This window comes from Paenibacillus sp. PL91 (genome assembly GCF_012935325.2).
In the GTDB taxonomy this organism is placed as follows: Bacteria; Bacillota; Bacilli; order Paenibacillales; family Paenibacillaceae; genus Pristimantibacillus.
On sequence record NZ_JABBYG020000004.1, the window covers coordinates 55,757 to 71,402 of the forward strand.

Consider the following 15,646-nt stretch of genomic DNA (forward strand, 5'->3'; position numbering starts at 1 on the left):
CGGGGGTTACTTTATCACAGGGATATACCGAGCTCCGCAGCCGTGGTTCGGATGTAACCCGCTGCTTGCTCGTACTGTTCGTTGGTGGATAGATGCTCGATGATCAATGGAATATCCGGGTGCAGCTTGTTAAGCTCCGTTAGAAATGCCCGGTAATCGAGTACGCCAAGGCCGGGTATGACTTCATCCATGTGCACGGTTAAGTGGCCTCGCAGCAAAATATCTTTGGCGTGGCAATTACGAATATACGGCCCCAGCTTAGCAAAAAAATCCTTTATCATCTCCCCATTCCGGTAATAGATCCGAGGGCTGGAGACGATATTAACGGGATCAAAATGAACGCCAAAGCCTTTCCGGTCGATTGCTTTGATCAGTGCAACATAAGTATCTGCCGAATCAGGGAATACCCAGGGCATCATTTCTAACGCAAATACGGTACGCTCAGGCTTTACTGCATCGATAATTTCGCGTGTCGTCTCTACGATCAGCTCGAAGGTCACATCGCTGAAGTTTTCCGCATCAGGACCGTCCCATTGCTCGCCGCGGGAGCCTGCAATATTTACGCAGCAATTGGCTGCTATCCGTTCAGCAAGTTCCAATCGTTTGATACAGTAAGCGATGGCAGTTTTCCTTGTTTGCCCGTCCCGGCTGATGGGATTGCTCCACGCACCGACCTCGGAAATGAGAATATCATGCTTATTAGCCGCCTTCATGTAATCATCGAGCTGGCTTATATCATCATCTCCGTTAATCGGACAGGTCGTCGCGCGGAAGGCTGCTTGGTTTAGTGCATGTGCCCAGCTTTCCGGATTTTTGTCTTCTAGAAATACCTGACCTCCAAGCCGCATTATAATCCCTTCCTTTGTCTACTGGGTATTTGGATAGCAGAAATAATGATGTTGTGAGAAGTATATCATGAACACGTGTTTATACAAGTCCTGACTTTAGGTCGATGCAGCAGCTTCAGCATATTTTTAATTTTTATTCGTGTGAAATGGATTGACAGCGTTTTTATGCATTGTGTATGATAAGCTCATAAACACGTGTTCACGTTTGAAATTGAACAACATGTAAGCAAGAGAGCTGTTAAAAGGGGAATAATCGTTCGTTCATTCGGAAACGACCAACACCGTAAAGGATTATTTTCCTCAATTGAAAGGCTAATAGCCGAAGTCAGGCATCGCTTGCTTAATCGCAGCCTAATGAGTCGGGAATCATGTCGAGATGGTTAAAAATTTCAGCAAATAATAAACACGCGTTCATGATTGATGTCGTTATTCCTTGAATTACATATGTTTTTTTGCCGAAAAATGAACACGTGTTCACATCATTTGGCGAGGAGGGGATTCACATGTAGTTTTCTTTGATATTTAGGATGGAAATGGCCAATGCGAAGGCTTTCAGCTTACTGACTATTACTTTTACCTAAGGGGGATTTTCCGTGAAAAAAGGATGGACGACATTAGTTGGCATCATGCTTTCCCTTATGCTCGTAATAACGGCCTGCTCAGGCCCCGGCGGCTCTAATCCAAATAAAACGCCGGAAAACAACAATTCCGATAACAACGGTGATGCGACTGCGGATAACGGGGGAGAACTGAATTATTGGTATCCTTGGGGCGGCGATTCGGAGAAGTGGGATAAATGGCGGATAGGCGAGTTTGAAAAAACCGGCTATAAGATTAATGCCACTTATGTGCCGCCGGATGGCGGTCTGACGAACGGTAAGCTCGTATCCGCGATTTCCGGTAAAAACCCGCCGGATGTCGTTATCAGCTCCGAATATGCGAGCGCTTACTCGCTGGCAGCGCAAGGCGCGCTAGAGCCTCTTGACGAATATCTTGCAGCGCTGAACTTTCAAGAATCCGATGTGCTTTCCTCTTTTCTGCCGCTGATGAAATATAAGGACCAGACCTATCTATATCCCCAAGACTCCAATGTCAACCTGCTTTATTACAATGTGGCCATGTTCAGGGAAGCCGGCCTAGATCCGGATAATCCGCCGAAAACGATCGAGGAGCTTGATGCAGCAGCAGAGAAGCTTACGAAAATAAGCGATAGCGGCTTTGATCGACTGGGATTCATTCCTTGGATCGATGCCGGCGATGACTCCTTTCTGTGGGGCTGGGTATTCGGCGCTAATTATGTTGACGAGGATACAGGCGCGATTAAGCTGAATGATGACCATCTGGTCAATATGTACAATTGGATGAACAAGTACGCCCAAAAGTACAATCCGGAAAAAATCAAATCGTTCACGTCCGGCTTTGGCGGCGCCTTCTCCCCGGATCACCCGTTCTTTACAGGTAAAGTCGCCATGACCGTAAACGGCAACTGGTTCGCAAATGCGCTAAGCATTTATGCGCCGGATACGGAGTACCGCGTTGCTGCTATACCATATCCGACTGGCGGCCGAGAGAAAGCGACTACGTTTGGAACTAACGTATTCATGATCCCGAAAGGGGCCAAAAATCCGCAGAATGCGATGAAATTTATTATGTTTGCCGGCCAACCGGAAATTCTCGCGGACAACATTAACACTTGGCGCTCCATCTCTATCTATACGAAGCCAAGCGATGCTATCAAGTGGGATAAAGAGAACGACCAGGTTTATAAAATCGTACGAGAAGTCGCTGCCTCGCCAAGCTCCGGACATCCTGCGCTGACACCGGTAGCGAAGGAAATGTCCAATGAATTGATTCTGCTTCGCGACAGCGTCATTTATAACAACAAAGACCCGAAACCGCTCCTGGAGAGCGCGGAGAAAAAGATCCAAGCGGCATTGGATAAAAAGAAATAAGTGCTTTGCAGCCTTATGCTCCCGGACCGGGCACCTTGTTCGGGAGCAAAGCTGCACATGCCCGGCGGCTTTAATCCAATAAATACGCACAAGGTGGTGAAAGTACGTGAGAAGTTCTGTCCCAGCCCTGAAGCCAACACCTGCGGTGCATGCGAAGCGCAGATCCAAGAAGCTGATGGAACGATTGGAGCTCGCTGCGGTATATGTCATTTTGAGCATAACGGCGCTCGCTTTTATACTACCATTTCTTTGGCTGTTGTCCGGTTCACTCAAGAGCAGCTCGGAGCTGTTTGCGAATCCTCCGATTTGGATTCCAAGCAAGCCGCAGTGGTCCAACTTCACGACGGCTTTCGGTGAATTTCCGTTTCTGCTGTATTTGCGAAATACGCTGACTATTGCAGGATTTGGCATCGTGGGTGCCGTTTTATCGAACACGTTGATTGCCTATGGTTTCTCGCGTGTGGAATGGAAGGGACGGGATGGCGTATTCGTCCTAGTACTCGCAACGATGATGCTGCCGTTTCAGGTTACGATGATCCCGTTATTCATCATGTTCCAGAAGCTTGGCTGGATCGGAACGTTTCTCCCTCTCATTGTTCCTGTGTTTTTTGGAAATCCGTTTTTTATTTTTCTGCTGCGCCAATTTCTCATCGGCATTCCAAAGGAACTGTCTCAATCCGCGAAGGTAGATGGGGCTAGCGAGTTTCGGATTTATTGGCAAATGATTTTGCCGTTGTCTTTGCCAGTCGTTACTACGGTTATGATCTTCTCCTTCATTGGCTCATGGGGAGATTTCATCGGACCGCTGGTGTTCTTGAGCGACAATAAGCTTTATACGCTATCGCTAGGAATCCAGCAGATCATGTCCGTTAATGATCCGCGCTGGCCGCTGCTAATGGCGATAGGCATCAGCATGACGGTGCCGATACTGATTATCTTCTTTGTCCTCCAAAAGTATTTCATACAAGGGATCGCTTTTTCGGGAATCAAAGGCTAGGGGTGAACAGTGATGAATATGACCAGAAAAAATGTGCTGAACGGATTGCTCTTTATTTCTCCTTGGATTGTCGGATTCCTATGCTTCACTGCGTATCCCCTTATCAGCTCGTTTTATTATTCGCTGACCGACTACGATATCATCAATCAGCCCGTGTTTGTCGGATTAGAGAACTATAAGACGCTGTTTACCGGTGATGACCTGTTTTATAAAGTGCTGAAAAACACGCTGTATATGGTTTTTGTCGGCATAAGCGTCATTACGCTCTGTACAATATTTATCTCGATCCTGCTCAATAACAAAAAGATAAAAGGCATGGCTTTCTTTCGGGTTGTCTTCTTCCTGCCGACCTTGGTTCCATTCGTCATTCTGTCGATTCTGTGGGTATGGGTGCTGCAGCCCGATTCGGGTGTTGTCAATACGATACTCGGCTGGGTTGGCATTGAAGGCCCCGGCTGGTTCTCGAGTCCGGCATGGGCCAAGCCGTCTTTTATCCTAATGGGATTATGGGGAGCTGGCGGCTCGATTATTATTTACCTTGCAGGCTTGCAGGGCATACCGGAATCGCTTTATGAAGCGGCTTCGATTGACGGTGCGAATTCGATGCAGAAGGTTTTTTCAGTCACCTTGCCTATGCTGCGACCGGTCATTCTTTTTAACGTCATCACAGGCATAATCGGCACATTTCAATCGTTTGCGGAGACGTTCATCATTACGCAGGGCGGACCGAATGGATCAACCATGTTCTATTCCCTGTATTTGTACCAGAATGCGTTCCAATACGCCAAAATGGGCTATGCGTCGGCGATGGCATGGGTGCTGCTGCTTATCGCGCTTACCTTCACGCTGATTCTATTCAAAGTTTCGAGCCGCTGGGGAAATAACGACTAGACCAATAGCGCTACAATTCGAAGGGATGTGCAGTTGTATGAACCACGTGGAGAATGCAAATCTGACGAAAATCGGGCTCATCGTTGATAACATAGAAGAAGCGGCGGAACGTTACTGTGCTTTATTCAACCTGCCAATGCCGGAAATTCAGGTGCCAACGCTGGATGATCCGCCGTCTGATCAAACCGATGACTCTTATACTTGGTACCGTGGAAAACGCCGAGATACGCGGACGAAATTTGCCAATTTGCAGATGGGTCCGGTAACCATTGAGCTGTTGGAGCCGCTTGACGAGCCAAGTCCATGGAGCGAATTTAAACAGAAGCATGGGCAGGGCGTACATTTTATCACCTTTACAGTAAAAGGCTTCGAGCAGCATATCGACTTTTTAGAGCAGCAAGGGCTTCCGCTTATTCATAAGGGAGAGTACGGTTCAGGGCGCTACAGTTATTTTGACTCGGAACAAGTGCTTGGCGTTACCTTGGGGATTCAGGAGCTCGGCCCGAAACGAAGCATTTAAAGAATTACAACTAATGTGAACAGAAGGAGCGCTCATATGATTAAAGGAATTGCGCATAACGCGATACGTGTGACGGACATGGAAAAGTCTCTGCATTTTTACTGCAATATTGCGGGGTTAACCAAAGCATTTGAGATTCATGATGATAACGATAAGCCTTGGATTGTTTATTTAAAGGTGTCGGACGGACAGTTTTTGGAATTATTTTATGATGGAGTCAAAGTGCCGGAAAATAGATATGCGCCTGATCTTATTGGGTATCATCACTTCTGCTTTGAAACGGATAATATCGAGGAGCTTGCCAAGCATTTTCATGCGAACGGGCTTATGAAAGGCGACCAGCCGGGGCATGGCAAGGACTTGAACTATAATTGCTGGATTCATGATCCCGATGGCAACGCAGTGGAGTTCGTTCAGATCCATCCGGATTCACCGCATGCCAGAAGCAGCTTGAGGAAGGGGGTATAACAATGTTGAAAGGCAATGCCCACGTGGCGTTTGTTGTATCGGATATGGAGAGATCGCTGCAGTTTTATTGCGACGTATTGGGCTTTGAAAAAGCTTTTGACCTCGATGATGATGAAGGCAATCCGTGGATCAATTATTTGATGGTAGCAGACGGCCAATTCATTGAACTGTTCTATGGCGGCAAGCGCAATTATGTTCACCATCCGAAAAATGCCGGCTCGGCGCATATTTGCTTTGAGGTCGACGATATATATGAAATGGCTAATCACCTCAAGACGCATGGCGTCAAGCTGGACATTGAACCGAAGCGGGGCAAAGACAACAATTACCAATGCTGGACAAAGGACCCTGACGGCTTCCCGATCGAATTCATGCAGCTGCATCCACGCTCACTACAAAGAAACAGTTAAAGGCTAGTAGTGGAATGGATGCTCAATTAGGCATGGGGAAGGAACGGTTAAGAAGCAGTTAAATTCTCTCCTGCGCTCAGCGTACATGCACTTCTAGGCAGCTACCCACATACAATAAAGAACAGACTTCAATGTTCGCCCGGATCGGAAAAGCCGAAGGGGATTCCGAGCTGAGGTAATACAACGTGGGGGTGTACGGTACAATGCCTGGATTGTTCTCAGCGATAGCGCTATTCATTAAGCAGCTTTCATTGCTCGTCTCTTATGTCAAAAACAATGCTTTTCCCCAGCCTCTTCAAGAGGAGGAGGAAACCAAACACCTGCAGCTGATGGCCGAAGGCAATCAGCGTTCCCGTAACCTGCTCATTGAGCACAATCTCCGCTTAGTCGCTCACATAGTGAAAAAATTCGACAATACTGGGGAGGATCTCGAGGATTTGATCTCGATCGGGACGATTGGATTGATCAAGGCGATCGAGAGCTTTCAAACCGGTAAAGGAACGAAGCTCGCTACATTTGCAGCTCGTTGTATCGAGAATGAAATACTTATGCATCTCCGGTCTTTGAAGAAGACTCGGAAGGACGTTTCTTTGCATGATCCGATCGGCACGGACAAGGAAGGCAACGAGATTACGTTGATTGATATCCTCGGCACTGAGGCGGATGATATCGTCGATAAGGTGCAGCTAAAGATTGAGAAGAGCAAAATATATAAGAATTTGGATATACTCGATGACCGCGAGAAGGAAGTCGTTATCGGCCGCTTTGGGCTGGAGCATGGCGGGGATGAGCGGACGCAGCGGGAGATTGCGAAGGAATTGGGGATTAGCCGGAGCTATGTGTCGCGGATTGAGAAAAGGGCGCTTATGAAGCTTTATCATGAGTTTTATAAAGCGAAGAGATAGAATAGGGAATGTTACAGGGCTGCTCCAGTAGGAGCGGCCTTTTGTTATGAGAAGTACTCCTCATAAATGGAGTTGGGACGTGCGCTCAATTACATTTATTGCCACAGAGTAATGCTATTGCATGTATACAAGAAGAAAGCCATTACTATCAAGATAAGCCGAAACTAACCGCCTATTTAGAAAATAATGACTCTCAAAACAACACGTACAAGTTATACATTCCATTATCACGTTTTCTATACTGCAAGTCAGACTGCACCTTAGCTAGCTCTATTGAAGGCCGCCATGGGCAGTAGTCCGCATGGTTTTAATCTTTAATAAGAATGGGCTCAAGACCGCGTACGCGATTGGCGCTACAGGCGAAAAGTCGCTGTTCGCCAATGTGATCCTGAAAAAAGGCGTCGTGCGATACTAGTGCTCGCTGGCTATATAAAAGGCCCAATCTCGAAAGATTGAGCCTCTTTGAATAGCCGTTTTGCTTTAGCCTTTTACCCCGCCAACGACCATCCCTTTGACAAAATACTTCTGTAGAAACGGATAGACCATAATAATCGGCACACTGGCTACGATCGTCATCGTTGCGCGAACCGATGTTGGCGTAACCATCGTTACATTGCCCTGCGCATTAGCAAAGGCATCAGCCGCCGAGCCGCCTGAACTTGTCGTAGCACTTGATGTGGACAACACCTTCATCAGTTCATACTGCAAGGTACTTAGATCAGGCCGGGAAGAGTTGTACAAGAATACGTCAAACCAGGAGTTCCACTGGGATACCGCTACGAACAGAGACACCGTAGCAAGAGCCGGAACGGTAAGCGGAAGCACTATGCGCGTAAATGTAGTAAAGTCTCCGGCGCCATCGATTTTAGCCGATTCCATGATGCCTTCCGGCAAACCTTCAATGAAGGAACGGATAACAATCATATTGAAAACGCCGATAATGCCCGGGATAATGTATACCCAGAAGTTGTTTAACAATCCAAGCTCTTTGGTCAGCAGGTAGCTCGGAATCAAGCCACCGCTGAAATACATCGTAAAAATGAAGGTAATAGCTACAAATTTCTTCAATGCATATTCAGGGCGGCTGATCGTATAAGCCAGCATCGCCGTACAAAACACGGAGACGATCGTGCCGATGATCGTCCGCGCAGCGGAGATGAAGGTCGCATAAAACACATTGGACTCGCTAAACACATATTCAAAATTTCTCAGAGTCCATTCGCGTGGCCAAATATAAACGCTGCCTCGAATCGAATCATTCGCATCGTTAAACGACAAAGCAAACATATTCAAGAAGGGGTACAGGGTCAAAATGACCAGGATAATCATAAAAATAATGTTACAAACATCGAAAATTTTATCGCCCATCGAAGAGTTTCGAGCTGATTTGGCTTGTTCCACAGCCTTAGCCTCCTTTCATTTAGTACAATCTGCTTTCGCCCATCCGTTTGGCGAGGTTGTTGGCGGCGATGAGGAAGATGAAGCTGACCACGGTTTTAAACATTCCGGCTGCGGTCGCCAAGCCAAAGTTATTCATTTGCATGCCGTATTTCAAGACGAATATATCCAGATTTTCCGAAAATTCAACATTGATACCATTGCCAAGCAAGTATTGCGCTTCGAACCCGGACTCCAGAATATGACCCAGATTCATAATCAGCAAAATGATTATGACCGTCTTCATGCCTGGAAGCGTAACATGCCACATCCGTTGAAGGCGTGAGGCGCCATCCATTTCTGCTGCTTCATACTGTGTAGGGTCAATCGTCGTGATGGCGGCCAAGTAAATGATGGTGTTCCAGCCGACATTCTTCCATACTTCCGTTACTCCGAGAATCCCCCAGAAATATTCGCCTATCCCCAACCACAAAATAGGATGATCGATGAGCTGCATTCGGAGCAGCAACACATTGACTATACCTTCGGGCGCCAGTGCTGTTTGCACGATATTTGCAGCTACTACCCATGAAATAAAATGCGGCAAGTAGCTGATCGTCTGCACCGCCCGCTTAAAGTAGACCTTACGCAGTTCATTCAGCAGCAGTGCCAGCCCGATGGCCGTTGCAAACCCAAGCACCAGATTGATAGAGCTCATAACGAGCGTATTGCGCAGGACTAGATAAAACTGTTGTTCCTGGAACAAAGACCTGAAGTTATCCAATCCGATCCAGGTCTGATCAAAAAGATCCCTTGCCAATCTGAATTTTTGAAAAGCAATCGTCCATCCCCAGAGCGGAACATACTTAAATATGATGACCCAGACGAGAAATGGCAAAGACATCAGCATCAGCATTTTTTGATTAGACAATGTTTTGAATAAGGTGCTCAGGCGCGAATCTTTAGAAGTCGATCTTGCCATCTGTACTGCATGTTTCTCCACCCGATCTGTCTCCCTTCCGTCTAAAACTGTATCTCTCTAACAAGTGTAGAAGGGAAAAGTGAAGTGACTTCACCTTTCCCGGTTCATTATTATGATTCAGAAGCTGCCGCCTACCAATTTCCTGCGACACGCTCCTTCACCTTAGTGGTAATGAATTTCTCGAAACCGGCAGCACCCAGCTTGTTGAACTCTGCAATATACTCATTCCAAGTGGATTCGAAGGCTGCTTCGGAAGCAAACACCATTTTTGGATAGTATTTCTGCTGGAGATCTCCTGCTTTCTGATTGAAGATCTGTTCAGGAGAGCCTTGTTCTTTCTCGATGCTCCAGGCAGGGTACCAGGGGCGCTCAACCGGTTCGGAATAGAAACCGGAGAAGGTCTTCAGACCGTAGGCTTTTAGCAAGGCTAGATCACCCTCCGTGTAATTGACCGCCGCTACTTCCGGCTGACTGGTGGGCACATGAGCGTTGCCGTCCTCGTACACCGAGTTGTTGCCGTAACGCGGCCACTCATAATCGAAATACGCCCAGCCATACTTGCGTTTGAATTCATTGTCGTTGCGGTTGGCTAATTGCTCCTCGTTCATGACGAAACGGCCTTCTTCATTTACCGAATAGGTGACATCTTTCTCACCCCATTGAATGAGCTTCTGATTTTCTTCTGTCAGCATGTTATCCCAATATTTAATGATGCGTACCGGATCCTCAGCGCTCACGGTAATTCCGAGCCCGCGGTTGTTGACGAAGGAGGGAGGATCGATATAGGCATCCGTGATGCTTTCGTCAAAGACAATGGGAAGCGCCACATAACGAAGGTCGTCATTGCCCGCCGCTTTCAGATTGTTGGTCGCATCTCCAATCTGCCAGGAGTAGTTGGCATATCCCAGCACGCGGCCGGACGTAAGCTTAGCGAGGTACTGGTCTTTGTTAGCGGTAAAGGTCTCCGGATCAAGCAAGCTTTTCCGGTTCATCTCGTTTAATGAGGCAAGCCAGCGTTTCTCATATTCGGTGCCCATATAAAGCTTGGCTTCATGGGTCTCCATGTCAACCAGGACGTTGCCGTCGTTCGGATATCCGGCAAGATGCATCGGCTGATTGGTTATGGTGAAAAACTCACCAGGGGTGCCGGCGAACGTAAGGAAGCCAATCGTGCCTTTTCCGTCCACAGAAGGGTATTTGGCTTGATACTGCTCGATAAGATCAAAATATTGATCAAGCGTTTTCACTTCCGGATATCCGAATTCTTTCAGCACGCGGCGCTGCATCCAAAAAGTACTTGACGCGTCCGGCTCCATCAAATAGCCGTTAACATTGGCAGTGAAAGGAAGAATATAGATGTTGCCGTCCTCATGCGTAATCTTGTCCATATAGTCGCCGTAGACACGCTTGATGTTAGGACCGTACTTCTCGATCAGATCGTTGAGCGGGATGAACGCGCCTGCATCCAAGAGCTTAGAAAGCTCGCCTACCGGAGAGATCACATCGGGATAATCGCCGCCGGCAATCATGACACCGGACTTTGTGCTAGCGTCCCCTACAACATACTCCATCTTCCAATCGACACCTGTCTGATCCTGGAGAATTTTGCCGATGGTCGTGTTGCTGGCAATTACGTCTTTATTCGTACCGAAGGCGAAGTAATCGTATCTTACCGGGTCTGTACTGACCTCTCCGTTCGTTCCGCCTGCTTCTGTGTTGCTTCCTGCTGGATTATTATTTGAGCAGCCAGCAAGGAGGATTGTCGCAGCCGTTAGAACGGACAGGCTGTATTGCAGCCATTTTTTCTTGCGCATTGCTGTATCCCCTTTCTCTATCAAAGTATTGTAAGCACTTTCAGTATAGAAGATAGTGTTTCTGATTGTTATATAGCAAACCTTAGATCGGTCTTTGAATAATTAAGAACTTGTTGCGAGGGATCATTTTTTTTTGTCCAGCGGTAGACGCAGCATGATCCGTGATCCCACTCCCGGATCACTGTCAATCGTGAAGGTGAACGAATCACCATAGCATATTTTCAGGCGAGTAATGACATTTTTCATTCCGATGGAATCGCCCATGATAGCTTCCTCATGGAGGTAATGATGAAGCTCCCGTATCTTCTCCTGATCCATGCCCACCCCATTGTCCGCAATGAGGAAGACAATCTGACCATGTTCTTGCGCGATTTGAATCGTAATATACCCAATGCCCGGCACATTCTCGATGCCATGAATGCTTGCATTTTCAACAAACGGCAAAAAGGTCATCTTTGGAATTTCAATATCCAGAAGGGATTGATCCACTTCGATATGATACTCCAGTTTACTGTCAAAACGGTACTTCTGAATTTCCAGAAAGCTTTCCATCAACTCAAGCTCCTCGCGAATCGTAACGAAGCTCCGTTTCCAAATAATCGATTTACGAAAGATTCTTGCCATGTTCTGAATCGTCTTGGCCGTCTGTATCTCACCCTTCATCTGACTTCGCATTCGGATCGTCTCCAGCGCATTGAATAAAAAGTGAGGGTTGATCTGACTGTGTAGCGCATGTAGTTGGGCTTGTCTTTGGCTCAGCTCCAGCTCTTTCTTCTGTATCTCCGTTTCATACACATCATTGATCAGGTTCTCGATCCGCTCGCTCATGCGGTTGAACTCCACTGCAAGCTCGCCAACCTCGTCCCTTTCCCGATGATAAGGAATACGTTCGAAGTTTTTGCCTTTTACGGACTTCATGTGTTTTAGGATTTTTTGAATGCGTGTATGGATCGAGCGGGAAACAATCACGATCACGATCGTAGGCACAAGGAAATTAATCCCTGCAAACCAAAGGATAAACTGCCCTGATTGTCTGACATCATACAAAATTTTCTCTTCATCCAAGACCCCGTATACCGTCCAGTCTCCCAAATAGCGATTATTATGATATTGGTTGCTGATGACGATTGACTTATCCGGCATGGGTATATCATCGAGGCTTAGTGTCCGCCCTGTTGTGATCTGATCACTTGGTTGACCGCTGGACAGACGGCCGTAACGAGCTTGATAAGACGGATCCAGAAAGTAAAAATCCCCCTTAAAGCTGGATAAATCAAGGATTTGAGAAATATAATTCATATTCAAGTCGATTTTCATAACATGCTCATACGTCTCGGTCCGGCGATCGGATAGCTTTTGAATAACGCTGATACTGTCGGACGTCACATACAAATAGGGATACGTGTTATTGAAATTTTTGATTTGATGATACCAATCGGTGTTCCGCATCTCGTCCTCGAGTCTGATGATATGGCTCGAGGCCAGTATCGTCGGATTGTCACTCATAATGACAACGGAGCTAATGGTTTTGTATTCCTTGTCGGCTCGATTGAACAGATTCGAAATGGCATTCAGCGACTCCACATAGTGGTCATGAGACGCATGGACGATGTTTAAATGGTAGTTGAGCTGCTTGTTAATAGAATACAGATAGGAAATACCTGCTGCATCTTCAATGACTGCCCCTAATTCGGCTTTCAATAGATTTATCGATTGTTCCGCATCTGCCGTTTTCTGATTTTTTATGTTAATGGTTGTCACATGATAGAACATCACGTTAGTCAGTACGATCGGTACGAACACGCATGCAATATAGATGAAGACCAGCTTGTTTCGGAGCTTCAAATGATGAAAACGAAAGTTGAGCACGAGGGGGAGCCTCCTTATTTTTTACCGATCATCTTATTGCGATAATCCGTTGGCGTCATGCTCTCCAGCTTTTCAAACTGGGCAGCAAAATAATCGGCATTTTGAAAGCCTACCAATTCCGCGATTTCGTACATGCGTTTTTTAGATTGCCGCAGCAGCCGCTTCGCCTCTTCGATGCGAAGCGACAGCACATACTCATTGAAATAGACGCCGTAATTTTTGCGAAACAACTGTCCGAGGTAGACCGGATTCATATGAAATTCGGCAGCAATCCCTTTCAGATAGATGTTTTCTTTGTAGTGGCTGTCGATATATTTTTTCACCTTTTCAATACTGCCCTCGTTCTTTTCGCCTCGCTTTTCCGCGATATATTTAGCCGCTTCTTCTATAAATTGCAAGAAAACATACCTTAGCTGCTTCAAATTGCGGTATTTCATCTGCCAATTGAGCAACTCGTCCAACCATTGCAGATCTTTTTCGTTTCCTTCCAGCTGCCGGATGATATTGATGATAGCAATCATAATTCGCCTTATTGTATTCGTAACTGCACCTGAAGCGAAATGCCGCTCCTGAAAGGCAATAAAAATGGCATCAATAGCGGAGTTATAACCTTCCTTTCGATCCGCTTCAATCTCATAAATGAGCTTGCTGTGCAGGTCTTCATCCACATCAAAATAATATAAGGGCAGCTCCAGCAGGTCCGATGCCATAAAGATGCTGTTAAAGCCGGCGGCAAAACGATAATTCAAGCATTCCGCGGCACTGATTCCGGAATGAGCGATCTGTTTTAAATGGCTTGCCGTATGGCCTATAAACAAAGCTATCGTCGTTGCAAGCTCCGTTTCCAGCATATCAAGCAGCTTGGCGTAGTTCGTCCGCTCTGCCTCGCTTTGCTCGTCCAGCCATAACTTAGGCACAATAAAGCCATATTGATTGTACGCGCGTACATGAATGAGCAGAGGTTGCCCCTCATGATGAAAATATTGCTGGAGCGATGTTTGCAGTGCGGGAAGATAGTCGATTACCCCTTGAGGCAGCCTATCCTGTATTTCTGCAATGATATACGTATAGGAAGAGGAGAGTGGAAGCTCCAACGCATGGGCAATCCGCGCCATCACCTGCTCGCTTGGTTCGGTCTGCAGCAAGCTTTCGATGACGGTTTCGATAAGAGGCTTTTCTCTCGTTATCGATAAGAGCTGCTTTTGATTCAGCGTATTGGCTATTTTTTTTAAGGTAGATGTAAACTCCTGTTCATCAACCGGCTTCAGGATATAATCCGACACATTGTAACGGAAGGCTTGCTGAGCATAAGAGAAATCGGGGTACCCGCTTAAGATAATAAACAGCGGTTGATGCTCGCCCTCCGCTTTCACCTTCTGGATTAGCTCCAGACCGTCTAGCACGGGCATGCGTATATCCACAATGACTAGGTCCGGGGTCAGTTGTTCGATAAGGTCCAGTGCTAGCTCCCCGTTTTCCGCTTCGCCACAGATTTCAAATTGCAGCGACGACCAATCCATCAGACTTATTAACCCCTTGCGCACAAAAATTTCGTCATCCACGATCAGCACCTTGTAAATGATTTTTCCTCCTCCGAGAAATCTACTAAGACATTTATTTCGGTCAGTTTGGGAATGAAGCTCTCCCTTGCAGGCGTTTGAAAGCCGAAGGCGACATCCCCTTGTATTTCTTGAATTGCTTTGAGAAGTAGCTTAGATGCTGAAAGCCGTTCTCAAGCGCCGCTTCCAGCATGCTGCATGAGCCGGATTGGATCATGAGTGCGGCGCTGTTAACTCGGAGCAGATTAATATATTCCAGCGGCCTCATGTCCGTCAGCTCCTTGAATAGCCGGCACAGATGGGACGGCGAAATAGAGCCGATGGACGCCAGATCGTCAAGCGTGAGCGGAGACTTGTAGTTTTCGTCGATGTACTCCAGCACTTGAAGCAGGTTCTTCCATTTGTGCGTGTTTAACGGATTGGCGCGTTCGTATAGCTGCTTTGGAATCAAATGTGAGTAGAGGGCCGCGAGAAGCATATAAAGCCGTCCCTTGACGCCAAGCTGAAATCCGCCGTGTTCGTTTCGGTATTCCGCGAGCAGATCCTCGATTCGGTCGATCCCTAGCTGATCCAGCACTCGCCGTCGCGTCAACAGGGAAGGGAACATAAGTTCTCCACGAAGAAGCGGATTCAAGAACTTCTCCTGACAGAAATCGGGATGCAGGGCGGATAGCCACGACAGCTTGAATACGATAGCGGTATAGGAGCATCCGGATGCGGAATCACTATAGCCGCTGTGGGGCTCTCCCGAATTGACGATCAGACAATCGCCAGCCTGCACGGGGATCTCCACATGGCTCACGGAGAATACGGCCTGTCCCACTCGGATATAGATCAACTCGATTTCCTCGTGCCAATGCAACGGAAGGATAGACTGATTTCCCGAAAGGTAATCTACGTTGTAGACGGCGAACGGAAAGTCAGAGGATCCGTGCGTTACTTTTTCCAGGAGACGGTATTCCAGCAAAGATATTCACCCCCTATCAATATTGAGTTAATTATAAGCAAAATTGAGTTATAAGTTAATTTATATAATCAATATCATTATAATTGA

At 46.9% G+C, this 15,646-nt stretch carries 15 protein-coding genes; 8 read left to right on the forward strand and 7 right to left on the reverse strand.

What is annotated here, in order from left to right; genetic code table 11:
* Positions 1-14: 14 nt before the first annotated feature.
* Positions 15-848 carry a sugar phosphate isomerase/epimerase family protein gene (locus tag HI950_RS11630; protein WP_169082562.1) on the reverse strand — a complete coding sequence of 278 codons (834 nt, stop codon included), beginning with the start codon at positions 846-848 and terminating at the stop codon, positions 15-17.
* Positions 849-1,441: 593 nt separating this feature from the next.
* Between HI950_RS11630 and HI950_RS11635 the strand changes: the two genes are divergently transcribed.
* The 8 genes from HI950_RS11635 to HI950_RS11670 all read left to right on the forward strand — a co-directional run bounded on the left by HI950_RS11635 (position 1,442) and on the right by HI950_RS11670 (position 7,406).
* Entirely contained in the window at positions 1,442-2,800 is a 1,359-nt protein-coding gene (locus HI950_RS11635) for an ABC transporter substrate-binding protein (RefSeq protein WP_317618336.1), read from the forward strand.
* 106 nt (positions 2,801-2,906) lie between these two features.
* A complete protein-coding gene (locus HI950_RS11640) occupies positions 2,907-3,797 on the forward strand; it encodes a carbohydrate ABC transporter permease (protein WP_317618337.1) in 891 nt (296 codons plus the stop codon).
* 12 nt (positions 3,798-3,809) lie between these two features.
* On the forward strand, positions 3,810-4,688 hold the full coding sequence (locus HI950_RS11645; RefSeq protein WP_169082561.1) for a carbohydrate ABC transporter permease: 879 nt from the start codon (positions 3,810-3,812) through the stop codon (positions 4,686-4,688).
* A 37-nt stretch (positions 4,689-4,725) separates the two neighbouring features.
* Positions 4,726-5,208: a VOC family protein gene (locus HI950_RS11650; RefSeq protein ID WP_169082560.1), complete on the forward strand. Its 483-nt coding sequence runs from the start codon at positions 4,726-4,728 to the stop codon at positions 5,206-5,208.
* A 36-nt stretch (positions 5,209-5,244) separates the two neighbouring features.
* Positions 5,245-5,676 (forward strand): VOC family protein, encoded by a 432-nt coding sequence (locus HI950_RS11655; RefSeq protein WP_169082559.1) that lies wholly within the window; start codon positions 5,245-5,247, stop codon positions 5,674-5,676.
* 2 nt (positions 5,677-5,678) lie between these two features.
* Positions 5,679-6,086 (forward strand): VOC family protein, encoded by a 408-nt coding sequence (locus tag HI950_RS11660; protein WP_169082558.1) that lies wholly within the window; start codon positions 5,679-5,681, stop codon positions 6,084-6,086.
* A gap of 203 nt (positions 6,087-6,289) precedes the next feature.
* Complete coding sequence (gene sigK, locus HI950_RS11665) at positions 6,290-6,991, forward strand: RNA polymerase sporulation sigma factor SigK (protein WP_053374990.1); 702 nt, start codon at positions 6,290-6,292, stop codon at positions 6,989-6,991.
* 301 nt (positions 6,992-7,292) lie between these two features.
* Complete coding sequence (locus tag HI950_RS11670) at positions 7,293-7,406, forward strand: RbsD/FucU family protein (protein ID WP_223285231.1); 114 nt, start codon at positions 7,293-7,295, stop codon at positions 7,404-7,406.
* Between the two features lie 65 nt (positions 7,407-7,471).
* Here HI950_RS11670 and HI950_RS11675 read toward each other — a convergent pair whose 3' ends face one another.
* From HI950_RS11675 to HI950_RS11700, 6 genes are all read right to left on the reverse strand, one after another.
* Positions 7,472-8,359, reverse strand: coding sequence for a carbohydrate ABC transporter permease (locus HI950_RS11675; protein WP_169082826.1), 888 nt, complete (start codon positions 8,357-8,359; stop codon positions 7,472-7,474).
* 52 nt (positions 8,360-8,411) lie between these two features.
* Complete coding sequence (locus HI950_RS11680; RefSeq protein WP_169082825.1) at positions 8,412-9,350, reverse strand: ABC transporter permease; 939 nt, start codon at positions 9,348-9,350, stop codon at positions 8,412-8,414.
* Positions 9,351-9,481: 131 nt separating this feature from the next.
* Positions 9,482-11,164 carry an ABC transporter substrate-binding protein gene (locus HI950_RS11685; RefSeq protein WP_169082557.1) on the reverse strand — a complete coding sequence of 561 codons (1,683 nt, stop codon included), beginning with the start codon at positions 11,162-11,164 and terminating at the stop codon, positions 9,482-9,484.
* A gap of 123 nt (positions 11,165-11,287) precedes the next feature.
* Complete coding sequence (locus tag HI950_RS11690) at positions 11,288-13,033, reverse strand: sensor histidine kinase (protein ID WP_169082556.1); 1,746 nt, start codon at positions 13,031-13,033, stop codon at positions 11,288-11,290.
* A 14-nt stretch (positions 13,034-13,047) separates the two neighbouring features.
* A complete protein-coding gene (locus HI950_RS11695) occupies positions 13,048-14,595 on the reverse strand; it encodes a response regulator transcription factor (protein WP_169082555.1) in 1,548 nt (515 codons plus the stop codon).
* A 61-nt stretch (positions 14,596-14,656) separates the two neighbouring features.
* Positions 14,657-15,559 carry an AraC family transcriptional regulator gene (locus HI950_RS11700; protein WP_169082554.1) on the reverse strand — a complete coding sequence of 301 codons (903 nt, stop codon included), beginning with the start codon at positions 15,557-15,559 and terminating at the stop codon, positions 14,657-14,659.
* Positions 15,560-15,646 lie beyond the last annotated feature (87 nt).